At 74.9% G+C, this 14,406-nt stretch carries 11 protein-coding genes and 1 tRNA gene; 4 read left to right on the plus strand and 8 right to left on the minus strand.

The window, feature by feature from the left end:
* Positions 1-90: 90 nt before the first annotated feature.
* Positions 91-699, plus strand: coding sequence for a hypothetical protein (locus tag WME96_RS36005; protein WP_437286111.1), 609 nt, complete (start codon positions 91-93; stop codon positions 697-699).
* Here WME96_RS36005 and WME96_RS36010 read toward each other — a convergent pair.
* Positions 688-1,365 carry an RNA ligase family protein gene (locus WME96_RS36010; protein WP_433929162.1) on the minus strand — a complete coding sequence of 226 codons (678 nt, stop codon included), beginning with the start codon at positions 1,363-1,365 and terminating at the stop codon, positions 688-690. The two genes, WME96_RS36005 and WME96_RS36010, sit on opposite strands and share 12 nt — an antisense overlap.
* Before the next feature lie 99 nt (positions 1,366-1,464).
* On the opposite strand from WME96_RS36010, the gene WME96_RS36015 reads away from it, so the two are divergent.
* On the plus strand, positions 1,465-2,604 hold the full coding sequence (locus tag WME96_RS36015) for an AAA family ATPase (RefSeq protein ID WP_437286112.1): 1,140 nt from the start codon (positions 1,465-1,467) through the stop codon (positions 2,602-2,604).
* Between the two features lie 231 nt (positions 2,605-2,835).
* Here WME96_RS36015 and WME96_RS36020 read toward each other — a convergent pair whose 3' ends face one another.
* From WME96_RS36020 to WME96_RS36035, 4 genes are read right to left on the minus strand one after another with little or no spacing between them, the layout of a single operon-like run.
* Positions 2,836-3,408: an AAA family ATPase gene (locus WME96_RS36020; protein WP_437286113.1), complete on the minus strand. Its 573-nt coding sequence runs from the start codon at positions 3,406-3,408 to the stop codon at positions 2,836-2,838.
* 39 nt (positions 3,409-3,447) lie between these two features.
* Positions 3,448-6,531, minus strand: a complete 3,084-nt coding sequence (locus tag WME96_RS36025) for an AAA family ATPase (protein WP_437286114.1) — start codon at positions 6,529-6,531, stop codon at positions 3,448-3,450.
* Positions 6,532-6,533: 2 nt separating this feature from the next.
* Positions 6,534-7,286, minus strand: coding sequence for an enoyl-CoA hydratase/isomerase family protein (locus WME96_RS36030; protein WP_437286115.1), 753 nt, complete (start codon positions 7,284-7,286; stop codon positions 6,534-6,536).
* Positions 7,283-8,332, minus strand: coding sequence for a RimK family alpha-L-glutamate ligase (locus WME96_RS36035; RefSeq protein ID WP_437286116.1), 1,050 nt, complete (start codon positions 8,330-8,332; stop codon positions 7,283-7,285). The genes WME96_RS36030 and WME96_RS36035 overlap by 4 nt, the downstream gene beginning before the upstream one ends.
* A 287-nt stretch (positions 8,333-8,619) precedes the next feature.
* On the opposite strand from WME96_RS36035, the gene WME96_RS36040 reads away from it, so the two are divergent.
* Both WME96_RS36040 and WME96_RS36045 read left to right on the plus strand, forming a co-directional pair.
* On the plus strand, positions 8,620-9,789 hold the full coding sequence (locus WME96_RS36040; protein ID WP_437286117.1) for an acyl-CoA dehydrogenase family protein: 1,170 nt from the start codon (positions 8,620-8,622) through the stop codon (positions 9,787-9,789).
* A 160-nt stretch (positions 9,790-9,949) separates the two neighbouring features.
* A tRNA-Ala gene (locus WME96_RS36045) sits at positions 9,950-10,022 on the plus strand.
* Between the two features lie 64 nt (positions 10,023-10,086).
* Here the strand turns inward: WME96_RS36045 and WME96_RS36050 are convergent.
* The 3 genes from WME96_RS36050 to WME96_RS36060 are packed head-to-tail and all read right to left on the minus strand — an operon-like array spanning position 10,087 to position 14,308.
* Positions 10,087-11,403: a hypothetical protein gene (locus WME96_RS36050; protein ID WP_437286118.1), complete on the minus strand. Its 1,317-nt coding sequence runs from the start codon at positions 11,401-11,403 to the stop codon at positions 10,087-10,089.
* Positions 11,403-13,559 carry a TonB-dependent receptor gene (locus WME96_RS36055; RefSeq protein WP_437286119.1) on the minus strand — a complete coding sequence of 719 codons (2,157 nt, stop codon included), beginning with the start codon at positions 13,557-13,559 and terminating at the stop codon, positions 11,403-11,405. The genes WME96_RS36050 and WME96_RS36055 overlap by 1 nt, the downstream gene beginning before the upstream one ends.
* Positions 13,556-14,308 carry a hypothetical protein gene (locus tag WME96_RS36060; protein WP_437286120.1) on the minus strand — a complete coding sequence of 251 codons (753 nt, stop codon included), beginning with the start codon at positions 14,306-14,308 and terminating at the stop codon, positions 13,556-13,558. Before WME96_RS36060 ends, WME96_RS36055 begins: the two co-directional genes overlap by 4 nt.
* Between the last annotated feature and the right edge of the window lie 98 nt (positions 14,309-14,406).

Genomic DNA, 14,406 nt, shown 5'->3' on the forward strand with positions numbered 1-14,406 from the left:
GTGGGATGGCCGACGAGGGACGATGCGGCTTGGTTGCGCGGCGCCGGCGCCGGCGCAAGGCTAGCGGGCCCCCTCGCCGCGAGGCATCGGATGAGCCTGTCGACCGTCCTCCGCGTCCTCGGCCGTACAGACGGCGAGGTCCACAGCGTGTTCCGCACCGGGTCGCGCGTGTACGGCACCGCGACCGCGACGTCCGACGAGGACTTCGTCGCCGTCCTCGCGCGCCGGGACGCGAAGCAGGACCTCGCGTTCGCGCCCGGCGTCAACGTGGTCGTCCACGGACTCGACACCTTCCGCGGCGCGCTCGCCGATCACAGCGTCTTCGCGCTCGAGTGCCTGTTCCTCCCGCCGGAGCACCGGCTCAAGGAGGCGAGGCCCCCCTTCCCGTTCAAGCTCGACCGGAAGAAGCTCGCCGCGTCGGCCGCGAGCCGCTCGGCGTCCGACTTCAAGAAGGCCGGCGCCCGCTTCGACGAGGAGCCGGAGGCCTCGAAGAAGAAGCTCTTCCACGCGCTCCGGGTGCCGCTCTTCGCGGTCCAGATCGCCGAGGCGGGGGCCATCCACGACTACGGCGCGGCGAACCCGATCTGGCGCGAGATCGTCGAGGACGAGCGCATCGACTGGGAGGATTACCGGAAGGCCTATGGCCCGCTCCGCGACCGCCTCTGCGACCGGCTCGCGGCGCTGGCCTCACGGCGATAGCCCCTCGGCCGGCGCCGGGGCGAGCCGCTGCGCCCGGATCTCCTGGTGCATCCAGTGCTCGTCCGTCTGCACGTGCCCGCGCCGCACCCACTTGGCGAGGCACCGCTGGAACGACGCGTCCGGGAACTCGCGCGCGACCCGCGCCACGACGCCCTCGCGGGGGCCGCCGAACGCGGAGGGCTCGCGCGCGAGCGCGCTCGTCAGCGCCTCGAGCTCGCGCTCGCTCTCGACGACGCCCCGGAACAGGACAGGCACCGTGGGGAGCGACAGATCCTTCGCCTGGGCGACGACCATGTCCCACTCCCAGAAGAGCCCCCGCGCGTCGTCGCGCACGCCGAACACCAGCGAATAGCCCGGCAGCGCGTCGTATTCGATGGAGTGGACCGCGTAGCAATACTCGCAGAAGAGCGACATGCCGTCCGAGAGGAGGTGCGCGATGCTCGCGTGTGTGGCCTTCGCGAGGTCGAAGCTCGGGTGGGACGGAGGGCCCGAGTGCGAGCGCGAGAAGACGCTCTTCCGCGTGTAGGTGAGGTTGCTCCCGTCGCACTTCTCGGTGATGACGATCTCGACGCCGAGCAGCCCCGACACGTCCGCCATCCGCTTGTCGTCGGACGTGCCGCCGGGCGACCATGGCAGGTGGAACGAGCGAGGGTATTTGGCGGACATGGAGGCCCCAGCGTAGCACCGCCGCCCCGGCCCGGACATGCTACGTTCCCGCGCCGCGCGCTGTCGGAGACGGCCCGCGCTCGCCAGGGGGTGTTCGTCATGTCGTCCTCGTCATCGCTGCTCGACCTCCTCACGCCCGATCCGGCGCGTGTCCCCTGGGACGACCTCCAGGTCTTCGACTGGGTGCGCGCGCTCGAGGCCTGCCCGCAGGACCCGATCCACCACGCGGAGGGCAACGTCTGGATTCACACCCGGATGGTGCTGGAGACGCTCCTCGGGCTGCCCGCGTGGCAGGGGCTGCCCGCGGAGGAGCAGCGCGCCGTGTACCTCGCGTGCCTGCTGCACGACGTGGCGAAGCCGGCGACCACCCGCGAGGAGGACGGGCGGATCACGGCGAAGGGCCACTCGCGCGCGGGGGAGCTGCTCGCGCGCCGGCTGCTCTGGGAGCTCGGCGCGCCGTTCGCGCTGCGCGAGCAGGTGTGCGCGCTCGTGCGCTACCACCAGATCCCCTTTTACCTCGTCGAGCGCGACGACGCGCAGCGCGTCGCCGCCGAGGTCAGCCTCCACGCGCGCTGCGACCTGCTCGCGCTCGTGGCCGAGGCCGATATCCGCGGGCGCGTCTGCGCGGACATGGCCCGCGTCGTCGACAACATCGAGCTCTTCCGCGAGTTCTGCCGCGAGGAGGGGTGTTACACGGCGCCCCGCTCCTTCGCGTCGGATCACACGCGCTTCGTGTACTTCCGGTCCGATCCCGCCAGCGGGCGGCACCCGGACGTGGAGGTGTACGACGACACGCGCGCCGAGGTCGTTGTGATGAGCGGGCTCCCGGGCGCCGGGAAGGACACGTATGTTCGCGAGCACCTCGCGGGCTGGCCGGTCGTCTCCCTGGACGCGCTGCGGAGCGAGCTCGAGATCGATCCGACCGACGCGCAGGGGCAGGTGGTCCAGGCCGCGCGCGAGCGGGCGAAGGAGCACCTCCGGCGCGGCGAGCGGTTCGTGTGGAACGCGACGAACCTGTCGCGGCAGCGGCGCGGGCCCTTGCTGCAGATGGCGGCCGACTACGGGGCGAGGATCCGCGTCGTGTACGTGGAGGCGCCGGCGGCGGTCCTGTTCGCGCAGAACCGGGCGCGCGAGGCGGCGGTGCCGGAGGCGGTGATCCGGCGGATGAGCGAGCGGTGGGAGATCCCGGCGAGGACCGAGGCGCACGAGGTGGCGCTGGCGGTGCGCGGGGCGGGGTAGAGCGCGGGATCCGGGCTGGCCGGCCGCCGGAGAGGGTGTCCTCGGCGCGGGGTGGGGGCCCCGCCGAACTCGGCGGAGACATGGGCCATCCGGCAAGCCGGATGACCCATGTCTCCGCCTCAAACATCGGCCCATCCCCCACCCCGCGCCGAGGACACCCTCTCCGGCGGCCTACCGTTACTTCTCCTCCGCTGGCCCGGACGCCCCGGCGGTCCAATCCGTCGGTCGCTCTTACAAGAGCTCCGCGCCGTTCACGCGCGCTTCGCTCAGGCGACCAAGGATCTCATCCACGGTCTCCGTGACCGTGAGGCCAGATGTGTCCAGCCATAGCCCCAGCCGCGGCGTCTCTGCGCGCAACACACGGTCGAAGTCGAGCACCGCAGCGGTGTCCTGATATCCGCTCTTCGCTCGACCCGCCTCGCGCGCCGCGACCACGGCAGGGTCCGGGCAGAGGACGACGACGCGCAGAGGACGAGGCGCGTAGTGCTGCACCACCTCGGCGAGCGAGGGACCAAGGATGATGTCCTGATGCACGACGGTGAACCCGGCCTGGAAATAGAGATCGGCCGCCGCCGCCGCGATGCGGTAGCGGAGCCGTAGTTGCCGCTCTGCCTCCTCGGAGAGCTCGAACCCCATCTCGGCGCGTCCGCTGACGATCATGCGGCGGAACACGTCGCCCCGCAGGTGCACGCTCCTCGGCAGGCGCTCGGCCAGCGCCTGGGCGACCGTCGACTTTCCCGCAGCCATGAGGCCCGTGATCAGGAAGATCGACGGAGACTCAGGCAAGCTCACATACGCAGTCACGATGGCCGATTCTCCCGCGCATCCCGGAGCGCTGCTCCGCTATCTCCGACCGAACCCCGGCGCCAGCATCGCGGCCCACCGCGCCGGGCTCCTGATCCGCTCCCGCGCCATCACGGCGTCCGCCACGAGCAGCCGCTGCAGCCCCTTCTCCCCGCCAAGCAGCTCGCCGGCCTGGCGCCGCGCCGCGGCCGCATAGAGCGCCATGTCCGCCTCGTCGAACCCGGCCGCCGATGCCTCGAGCTGCGCGATCGCCGCGTCCCTATCGCCCCGCAGCGCGGCCGCGCCGGCGCGGATCAGCGGCACGAACGGGTCCGACCACGCCGTCTTCTCGCGGGCGAGCGCCGCGGCGTCCCGGAGCGCCGCCTCGATCAGCGGCTCGGGCTCGGCCGCGCCCTCGGCCGCCGCGAGCGCCGTGCTCGCGCGCTCCACGTGCGCCATCACCCTGCTGTTCTGCATCATCAGCAGCATCGAGCCCTCGAGCGCCGGCCAGGCCGCCGTGAGCCGCCTCATCGCGGCGCCGGCGCGGCCAGCGTACCGGTCGACGTAGGTCTCGCCGAGCAGCCCGACGAAGTGCTCGAGGTGGAACCCCGACGTCGTCCACCGCGACAGCGCCCCCGCGATCGCGCCCCGCGCGCCCGCCGCGTCGTCCGCCGCGAGCGCCACCCACGCGGCCTGCACGCTGAAGATCGCCACCGCGTAGCGATCCCCCCGCTGCTCGGCGCCCCGGAGCACCGCCGGCATCGTCCGCCCGAGCGCGTCGATCTGCCCGCGGTAGTACCGCACCCACGACGCCATGAGCTGCGTCGTCACGAGCTCCCAGGCGACGCCGGCGCAGCGATCGCGCAGCAGCTCGTCCGCCTTCTCGTACCACGCGGCCGCCTCCTTCCAGCGCCCGGCCGTGAACGCCTCGAGCATGCCGGAGACCATCATCGACAGGCCGAGCAGGTGCGGGCTGTCGAGCCGCTCGGCCAGCGCGCGCACCGCCGCGACGAGCTCCTCCGCGCGCGCCCGGTTCGGCGACCCCATCATGCACGCGGACGAGGCCTCGAACGCGAGCGCGCGGCCGATGCGGTACGGCTCGCCGGCGCGCAGCGCGAGCAGGAGGGCGCGCGCCGAGAACTCGGCCGCGCGGACCATGTCGACGCCGGAGAGCCCCACCGTCACCGTCCAGCACGCGTCGATGCGCGCGAGATCCTCCGGGCGCACCTCCCGCTCGGGCCGCTCGCGGAACCGCAGGCCCCTGAGGCGCAGCTCCGCGCGGTGCAGCAGCAGCGACACCAGCGCGCGCCGCGGCGTCTCCGGGAGCGACAGCCCGACCGCCTTCAGCACGGCGCGGATCAGCTCGAGCCCCTCGTCGATGTGCCCGCTCCGCAGGTACTGCTCCGCGGCGCGGCGGCGGAGCTCGATCCCGGGCCCGCGCTCCGCCCCCTCCGCGGCCGCCGCGTAGAGCTCCGCCGCCGCCGCGCCCTCGCCCGCGTTGACGAGCGCGTCGGCGCACCGGACCTCGAGCGCGCGGCGCTCCGCCTCGGGGAGCTCCGCCCCGCGCGAGAGCAGGCCGAGCGCGCGCTCGTGGAGCCGCGCGGCGCGCTCGAACGCGAGCGCCTCGGCCGCCTGCTCGGCCGCGCGCGCCGCGAACCGCCCCGCCCGCGCCGGCTCGCCCGCGCCGAGCCAGTGCCGTGACAGCGTCTCCGCGTCCGCCGTCCCGAGCGCCTCGAGCGCGCGGCCGAGCCGCCGGTGCCGCGCCGCGAGCTGCTCCGGGGCGAGCCGGCCGACCACGGACGCGCGCACGAGGTCGTGCGACACCTCGACGAGCTCGCCCTCGCCCGCCGGCCGCGCGGCGATCAGGTCCTCCGCGAGCAGCAGCGCGAGCGCCGGCGCGCGCTCCTCGTCGTCGAGCTTCGCCGCGCGCGCGGCGACCGCCGCGTCGATCGGCTCCCCGGCGACGGCGATCACCTCGAGCAACCTGCGCGCCTGCTCCGGGAGGCGGTGCAGCCGCGCCTTGAGCGCCCTGGCGAGCGCGGCGTCGCCCTGCGCGGCGCCCTCGCCCGCCGGCTCCTGCGCGTCGCGCGCGAGCTCGCCGAGCAGCCGCGGATCGCCCCGCGACGCGCGCGCGACGGCGTCCGCCCGCGCGCGCGTGCCCTCGCCGCGCGCGAAGAGGAGCGCGAGCGCGAGCTCCTCGGCCTCGATCGGCGACAGCGGGCCGACCGCGATCTCGCGCAGCGCGCCGTCCCGGTGCTGCCGCTCGACGCGCTCCGGCGCGCCGGGCGCGGCCTCGCCCTCGCCGGCGGCGCCGCGCTCCAGCCCCATCCCGTCGAGCAGCGCGCGGAGCGGCGCGCTCGCGGCGACGTCCTCGGTCCGGTAGCTGCCGAGGAACATCATCGCGGGCGCGTCGGGCGGCCGCGTGAGCTCGAGCAGGAGCGCCGCGCTGTCGATGTCGCTCCACTGGAGGTCCTCGATCGCCACGATGAGCGGGCGGCGCTCGGCGATCCGCCAGAGGAGCTGCCGGAGCGCGGCGAAGCTGCGCCGCCGCAGCTCCTGGGCGTCGGGCGCCTCGCTCACGCGCGGCGCCGCGGCGACGGCGGGCACGCGCCCGAGCGCCGGGAAGACCCGGGCGAGCGCGCGGACGTCGCGCGGCAGGAGGCGCGCCGCCTCGTCGGCGGGGATGCGCCGGAGGTAGCGGCTCAGCGCCTCCATGAGCTCCCCGAACGCGTTGTAGGACTCGGTGGCGCCGAGGGCGCAGCGCCCGCGCAGGACCACCGGCCCCTTGTCGCGGCGGAGCCCCATCAGGAAGTGGTGGATGAGCGCGCTCTTGCCCATGCCCGCGCCGCCGTGCACGAGCACCGAGACGGGCCGCTCCACGAAGAGCGACTCGGCGGCGCGGTGCAGGGCGCGCAGGTGCGGGCGGCGGCCGATGAAGTGCTCGATCGTCGGCGGCGCGATCGGGAGCAGCGCGCTCTCCGGAGCGCCGGGGCCGGCGCCGCTCGACGCGGGCCCGGCGCCGCTCGGCGCGGCCTCGGCGCCGCTCGGCGCGGCCTCGGCGCTGCTCGGCGCGGCCTCGGCGCCGCTCGGCGCAGGCCCGGCGCCGCTCGGGTCCTCCGCTCCGCGCCCCCCGCCCTGCGCCACGGTCACTTCTTGCTCAGGAACGCATCCATCGCCCGCCGGTGCTCGGGGCCGTTCCACTGCGCGGCGAACGCCTCCCGCTCGACCTCGACGGCCGCGGCGCGCAGCGCCTCGCGCACCCCGCGCAGCGAACGCTTCATCGCGGCGACCGAGGTGCGCGGGCTGTCGGCGATGCGGTTCACCTGCGCGATCGCGCGGCTCCGCGCCGCGCCCGTCGGGACGACCTCGCTCACGAGGCCGATCCGGAGCGCCTCGGCGGCGTCGATCCGCTCCGCCGTCAGCAGCAGGCGCGCCGCCTCGAGCGGGCCCACCCGCTCGCAGAGCCGCGTCAGGCCGCCCCAGGCCGGCGACAGGCCCATCTTGACGTGGCGGAACGAGAGCCCGGCGTGCTCCTCGACGATGACGAAATCGCAGAGCAAGAGCAGCTCGCAGCCGCCGCCCAGCACGTCGCCCTGGACCGCCGCGACGATCGGCACCTCGCTCTCCTCCAGCGCCGCGAGGCCGTCGAACATCGCGAGGATCTCGCCGCCCGCCGCGCCGCCGCTGGCGAGCGCGTGGAGCTCGCGGATGTCGCCGCCCGCCACGAAGACGTCGCCGCCCGCCGCGATCACGACGCCGCGCACGCGCGGATCGGCGCCCGCGAGGCGGATCGCCTCGCCGAGGCGCCTCGCGAAGGCGCTGTCGATGGCGTTCCTGCACTCGGGGCGATCGATGGTGAGGACGACCGCGTCGCCGGCCGCCTCGACCCGGAGGGTCATGAGACCGCCCTCCGGGCGCCCCTCCCGTTCGTGAGGATCGCCGGCTTCCGGCGGCCCGCGCCCGTGCCGTTCTCCGCCGCGCGGCTGAGCCGGCGCGGGACGGGCATGCGCTCGTCGTGGATCACCTCGGCGATCCGCGCCTCGAGCGCGCGGCGGCTCAGGCCGCGCTGCTCCTCCGCGTACCGCTCGGCGTAGCTGATGATCGCGCCCGCGACGTCGACGCCGCTCGCGCGCTCGACGCCCTCCAGCCCGGGGGAGCTGTTGATCTCGAGGATCTTCGGCCCGGAGCGCGCCTCGAGCATGTCGACGCCGGCGACCTCGAGGCCCATCGCCTTCGCGGCGCGGATCGCGACGCTGCGGTAGAGGCGCGGCAGCTTCACCCGGTCGCCCTTGCCGCCGCGGTGGAGGTTCGAGCGGAACTCGCCCGGCTTGGCGACCCGGCGCATCGACGCGACAACGCGGCCGCCGACGACGATGACCCGGATGTCGCGCCCCTTCGACTCGCGCACGTACTCCTGGAGCACGATGTCCTGGCCCATGGCCCAGAACGTCTCGAGCAGCGCGTGCACGGCGTGCGGCGTCTCGGCGAGCATCGTGCCGATGCCCTGGGTCCCCTGCTGCAGCTTCACGATCGCGGGGCAGCCGCCGACGAGCGAGAGCGCCGCCTCGACGCCGGCCGGGCTCCGGGCGCACACGGTGATCGGCACGTTGAGCTTGCGGCGCGTGAGGAGCTGGAGCGCGCGCAGCTTGTCGCGGCTCCGCGCGATCGAGACGGCGCCGTTCAGGACGGGGACGCCCATGAGATCGAACTGGCGGACGACGGCGAGGCCGTAGTTCGTGATGCTGGCGCCGATGCGCGGGATCACGATGTCGAAGCGGGGCACCGCCGAGCCGCCGACGAGCAACGAGGGGCGACCGCGCGACACAACGATCTGGAAATCGAGCGGATCGATGACGCTGACTTCGTGGCCGCGCGCGCGCCCCGCGAGCACGATGCGGCTCGTCGAGTAGAGGGACGCGTTGCGCGACAGGACGAGGAATCGCATGTGGCCGGGAGGCTAGCAGAGCCCGCAGACTGCGTGGATGGGTGCGCGCGTCGATCGACGTTCTGCCGACGATCCGTCGACGTTCTTCCGACGTTCTTCCGACGTACCGCTTCCCACCGCCCAGCCGGCGCTTACGCGCCGGCGCTCGCGGTCGTGCGCCGCGCCGTGTGCCCGCCTTTCCAGGGGCGGGCTCGACGGGGGCGGAAGCGCTGGAAGGCGCGGCGCTTGCGCTGAAAAATGTTTCGTGTACGAATCATTTCCATTCTGGCGGCGAGGAGGGGTTCGCGATGTGGCAGCCGTTCACGGAGGAACATCAGCAGTTCAGGAAGACGGTGCGGGCCTTCGCAGAGAAGGAGCTCGCTCCTCATGTGGAGGCGTGGGAGGCGGAGGAGTGCTTCCCGAGCTGGGTGTTCAAGCGCGCCGGCGAGCTCGGGATCCTCGGCGCGCACTTCCCGGAAGAGCACGGCGGCGCCGGGCTCGACTACTGGTTCTCGGCGGCGAAGGCCGAGGAGCTCGTGCGCTCCACGATGGCGGGCGTCTCGATGGGGCTGCTCGTGCAGAGCGACATGGCGACGCCGGTGATCAGCGACATCGGCACGAAGGAGCAGATCGAGGAGTTCCTCAGGCCGGCGCTCGCGGGCGACAAGATCGCCGCGCTCGGCGTCTCCGAGCCGGCGGCCGGCAGCGACGTGGCCGGCATCCGGACGACCGCGCGCAAGGACGGCGATGACTACGTGCTGAGCGGGCAGAAGACGTTCATCACGAACGGGACGCGCGCCGACTTCGTGACGCTGCTCGCCAAGACGTCGCCGGACAAGGGGGCCCACGGCTGCTCGTTCTTCCTCGTGCCGACGGCGCTCCGGGGCTTCAGCGTCGCGAAGAAGCTGAGGAAGATCGGCAACAAATCCTCGGACACGGCCGAGCTCTTCCTGGACGACGTGCGGGTGCCGCGGCGCTACCTGCTCGGCGAGCCGGACCAGGGCTTCGGGTACCTGATGCAGAACTTCCAGACCGAGCGGCTCGTCGCCGCGGTGGGCGCGATCGCGAGCTCGTTCATGACGCTCGACAACACGGTCGAGTACGGGCGCGAGCGGGTGGCGTTCGGCAAGCCGATCATCAAGCGCGAGTCGTGGCAGCACAGGTTCGTGGACCTGTACACGCGCTGCGAGGCGGCGCGCGCCTTCGTCTACAAGTGCGTCGACCACTACAACGACGAGCGGTACGTGCGGAAGGTGCCGATCAGCTTCGACACGGTGAAGCTCATCTCGATGGCGAAGATCCTGGCCGGCGACGTGGCGAACGACGTGGTGGACACCTGCCTGCAGTTCCACGGCGGCTGGGGCTACATCGAGGACTTCCCGATCGCGCGCGCCTGGCGCGATCAGCGGCTGCTGCGCATCGGCGGCGGGACGACCGAGACGATGAAGTATTACCTGGCGAAGCTGATGAACTTCTGAAGGCCGGCAGCGCGCGATCGTATGATCACGCGCCGCCGCGGCCCGTGCCGGCGAGGCGCTGAGCCCCGCCGGCGAGGCCGGGACCGAAAACCAACCGTCGACTGAAAAAAAATAGAGACAAGCGGCTCGAGAGGCTGTAGACATGCCGCTCCCAACGACCGGGGCTGTAGCTCAGCTGGGAGAGCGCATGACTGGCAGTCATGAGGTCAGGGGTTCGATCCCCCTCAGCTCCACTGATACGACCGAAGGACTCCCTCGGGAGTCCGGCACGCCGCGCCCGCCTGCCGGCGTGCTTCTTCAGAACGCGCCGAGGTAGCGCGGCGGCAGACCGACCCGCGGGTCGACGTGGAATGCGCCAGCGTGCACGAGCGCGCTGCTGCCCCCGCCGGCGCCCACGTCGAAGCGGTGCACGACGCCCCCGTCGGTCTCGGCGTCCGCGACGAGGCACCGCCCGCACGCGGCGGCGCAGCGCACCTCGCCGAGCGAGAACGGGAGCTCCTTCGAGCGCAGCAGGACGCTGGGCGCTCCGCCGGAGAGGTCGACCGCCGTCAGGGTGTCGTCGACAGGGCGCTCGCCGCCGACCGCGTCGCGCCCGAGCGTCGTGAAGAGGACCGTGTCCTCGGACGCGAACGCGACGGAGAAGCCGGGCGACCCCTCGCCGAGCTCGGCGGCCGTCCAGCGCCGCTCCTCGACGAGGCCGCCCTCGCCGCGGGCCAGGATCACGAGCCCCGCCTCGGCCAGGTTGGAGGTGGCGTCGCCGCCGAACGACCCAGAGCACACGACCGCGAGCCGCGCGCCGCTCGGGGACACGGCGAGCCCCGTGCAGCCGTGCAGCCGGTCGAGGAGGGTGACGGCCCTGATCGCGTCGTCGCGCGCGTCGATCTCGACGAGGCGCGACGCGGCCGTCTCCAGGAACGAGAGCGTGGACGCCGTGAGCAGCACGTAGAGGCTGTCCTCGACCAGCGCCGCCCGGCTCGGCCGCGGGTGGAACTCCGGGTCCTCCCCGGCCATCGCGGGCGCGAGGTCGACGCGGCCGACGAGGGCGCGGGCCTCGGGATCGACGACGAGCACGTCGCTGCCGCCGTCGAGCGGCTGGGCGCCCGGGGCGAGGTTCGGCTCGAGGCGCGGGACGTACGCCTTCACGGGCGAGACCTCGATGTAGTCCTGCGGGTTCGCGGTGAAGCCGGTCGCCACCGAGAGCTGCCCGGTGACCTCGCCGCGCCGCGCGTCCAGCCAGGTGAGCGCGGAGGCGGAGCGATCGATCAGCGCGAGGCGGCCGCCGCCCAGGGACATCGTCGGCGCGGTCACGTCGCCGGAGAGCGGCGCCGAGAGCACGAGGGGCGCCGAGGCCGACGACGCGATCGACGCGGACAGGACCGCGCCGTCCCAGCTCAGCAGGCCGACGCTCGTGGACTGGTAGTCGCTGCTGATCACGACGGCGCCGATCCCGCACGGCCCCTCGGGCGCGTCGGTGCCGCCCGTGTCCTCGGGCGGCGCCGGCGCGTTGCACCCGAGCAGCGCGCCGGCCGCGCCCGCGACCAGGGCCGTCCACGGCGAGGACCAGCGCGCGGGCCGGCGAGGGCCCCTGTCCAGCGACGACGTCATCACCCTCATCACCACCACACCTCCATGGCCGCGTGGACGCTCCGCCCGGGGAGCGGAAAGCCGACCGCGTCGAGCATGCGCGCGCCCGTGGCGTTCTCCACCGCGAGGCGCGCCGACAGGCGCCCGTCGAGCGCGAGGACGGCGAGGTCCACGTCGACCGCCGCCTGCTCCGGGAGCACGAGGAGCCCCGCGCGGTCGGCGAAGCGCGAGGACCGGTAGAGCAGCCGCGCGCCCAGCGAGGCGCGGCCGCCGCCGAGCCACGCGGGCTCCGCGTACACCTCCAGGGACGGCGCCGCGACGAGGCGCGACTGGAAGGGCAGGAGATCGCTCACGATCCCGCGATCCGGCGACGCGTCGCGCGGGTCGAGCGCGGTCAGCGTGAGCGCCGCGCGCACGTGGTCGAGCGCGGACGCCGAGGCCGTGAGCTCGAGCCCGAGCACGCGCGCGCCCCGTACATTGTACGGCCGCACGGCGCCGAGGGCCGCGCGGCGGTACGCGACGAGCGCCGACGCGAGGCGCGCGAAGCCGAGGAGCTCGAGCGAGGCCTCGGCCCGCGCGCGCGGCAGCGCGGCGGACGCGCGCGCCCCGAGCTCGCCGGTGACGCCCTGCTCGGGCTCGAGCTCCGGGTTGCCGCGCACGATGGGGGAGATGCCGTGGAGCTCGCCGAGCGCCGGGACGCGCACGTAGCGGCCGACGTTGGCGAAGAGCGCGGCGCCGTCCGCGAGGCGCAGCCGCGCGCCGAGGCGGCCGCTCGGCTCGACGAGCCCGCGCGCGCCGCCGTCGCCGTCGACGCGCGTCGCGTGGTGCTCGACGGCGCCGAGCGCGTAGCCTTCCAGCCAGGGGGCCGGCGCGAACGACGCGCTCGCCGACGCGCGGGACGTCGCGCGGAGGGCGCGGAGCGGCGGCGCGCTCGCCTGGTCGATGCCGAGGCGCTCGACCTCGATCGCCGCGGAGGCCGACACGGTCACCCCCTCGGCGACGCGGAGGCGGACGGCGCCCTGCTCCGCCGCGCGCTCGCCGGCGCTCGCGACGAACGGCGAGGGCAGGCCGTGCCGCAGCGCGGGATCGCGGAGGCTCTGGCGCGTGAGGATCGCCGAGCTCTTGAGCTCGAGGCGGCACCGCTCGACGCCGCCGGCGCGCGGGCCGGCGCAGGGGACCACGGCGGCGACCGCGCCGAGCCAGCGCTGCACGCGGGAGCGCGCGGCGTCCGCGGGGCTCGCGGGCGGCGCGGCCCTCGACGAGAGGTCGCTCAGGCCCTGCTCGCGCGCGAAGCCGTTGACGAGGGCGGTGACGCCGCCGCCGCGCGGCAGCCGGTAGCGGGCGACGCTCCAGAGATCGTAGGCCTCGAAGTCGGCGTTCTGCCGGATCCGGGTGCGGTCGTCCGCGGCGGTGAGCCCGGTGTCCTCGTCGTCGAGGTACGGGTAATCGTTGTCGGCCGCGCGCCGGCCGAGCGCGAGCAGGACGCTCGCGCGCTCGTCGCCGAGGCTCGCCGAGGCCGACGCGGAGAGCTCGCCGAAGCTGCCCGCGCCGAGCCCCGCGCCGACGCGGGGGCCGCGCGGCAGCGCCGGCTCGAAGAAGATGGCGCCGCCGATCCCGAGGCGGTCGGCGTCGGCGGGCGCGTTGCCCCGGTAGACCTCGACCCGGTGGAGCATCCAGAGCGGCACGAGCGAGAGGTCGGCCGTCCCCGTGACGTCGTCGTTGAGCCGGACGCCCGCGAGGTAGACCGGGGTCTCGGCGCTGCTCGCGCCGCGGATCGAGGCGGTCGCGAGGTCGGCGCCGGCGCCGGTCCGGACGACCTGCAGGCCGGGGACGCGCCCCAGCACGGAGGAGGCGGTCGCGCCGGGGGCGCGGAGCTCGTCGCCGCGGATCACGTAGGACGCCGCGGTGGGATCGCGCGCGGCGACCGTCGAGGCGCGCTCGCCGTGGACGCGGACCTCGATCGGCGGCCGGCGCGCCGCGGGGGCCTCCTCCGGCGCGGCGCGCTCCGGTGCGGCGGCCTCCGGCGCGCCCTGCAGCCCGGCGGCTCGCGGCCCGGCCGCCCTCGGCGCGCCCTCCGGCGGGGCGCTCCCGGCGCGGGCGCCGCGGCCCGCCTCCTCGGCCCGCGCGCGCGGCGCGAGGCCCGCAGCCACGAGCGCCGCGCAGGCGAGCGCCCCGGCGCGCCTCACGGACACAGCGCGTGGACGATGCCCACCGCGTCGAGGTCGAAGACGTCGGGCGTGCCGGCGCGGTCGGTGATGCGCACGTAGCGGGCCAGCGGGACCCCGACGTCGGCCAGATCGAACGGATCGCCCCCGGCCGACGACGGATCGAGCGGGTCGACGTCGTTCTCGCCGGGGCTCGCGTGCACGGGGTGCCACCCGGCGCAGCCGTCGTAGGGGTAGCGGTCCGCGGCGCAGGGGAAGGCCGACCACGCGGCGCCGTCCTCGCTCACCTCGACCGTGGCCAGCTCGGCGAAGACGTTCGCGGCGTCGCCGCCGCGCTCGAAGGCGTTCTCGAACACCAGGAAGTCGGCGCCGGGCCCGTCGACGATCGCGTTGCCCTCGAAGGCCACGACGATCGAGCCCCCGTCGCCCAGCGAGAGCACGTCGAGCGAGCCGCCGCAGCAGCCACCGCCTCGCGGCGGGCCGAGGACGATGTCCGGGAACCTGTCCTCACCGAACCCCTGCCCTGCTCCGAGGCAGGCAGACACCACGCGCGTCGCGAACCGCGCGCCCGGCCCCGCGCACGACGCCGCGCCCTCGCCCGCAGCTCCGCCCTGGCCGCCCGAGAGGCACGAGCCGCCCGCGCCCTCCGCGGCGGAGGGCTCGCCGGAGCCGCCGTCATCCCGGGGCGCGTCGACGCCGCCGCATCCGGACAGGACAGCGGCGGAAGCGCCGAGGCAGACGGACCAGACGAAGAGGACACGCAGCGACATCCTGACCCCTGTTCGAGCGAGCTCGCGCGCCGCGGGGGCGTCCCAGCTCGGCGGCGCTCGGCCTGTCCCGGGGGGGACTCCATGTCCCCTCGTCCCGC

It is taken from the genome of Sorangium sp. So ce406, assembly GCF_051474675.1.
In the GTDB taxonomy this organism is placed as follows: domain Bacteria; phylum Myxococcota_A; class Polyangia; order Polyangiales; family Polyangiaceae; genus Sorangium; species Sorangium cellulosum_G.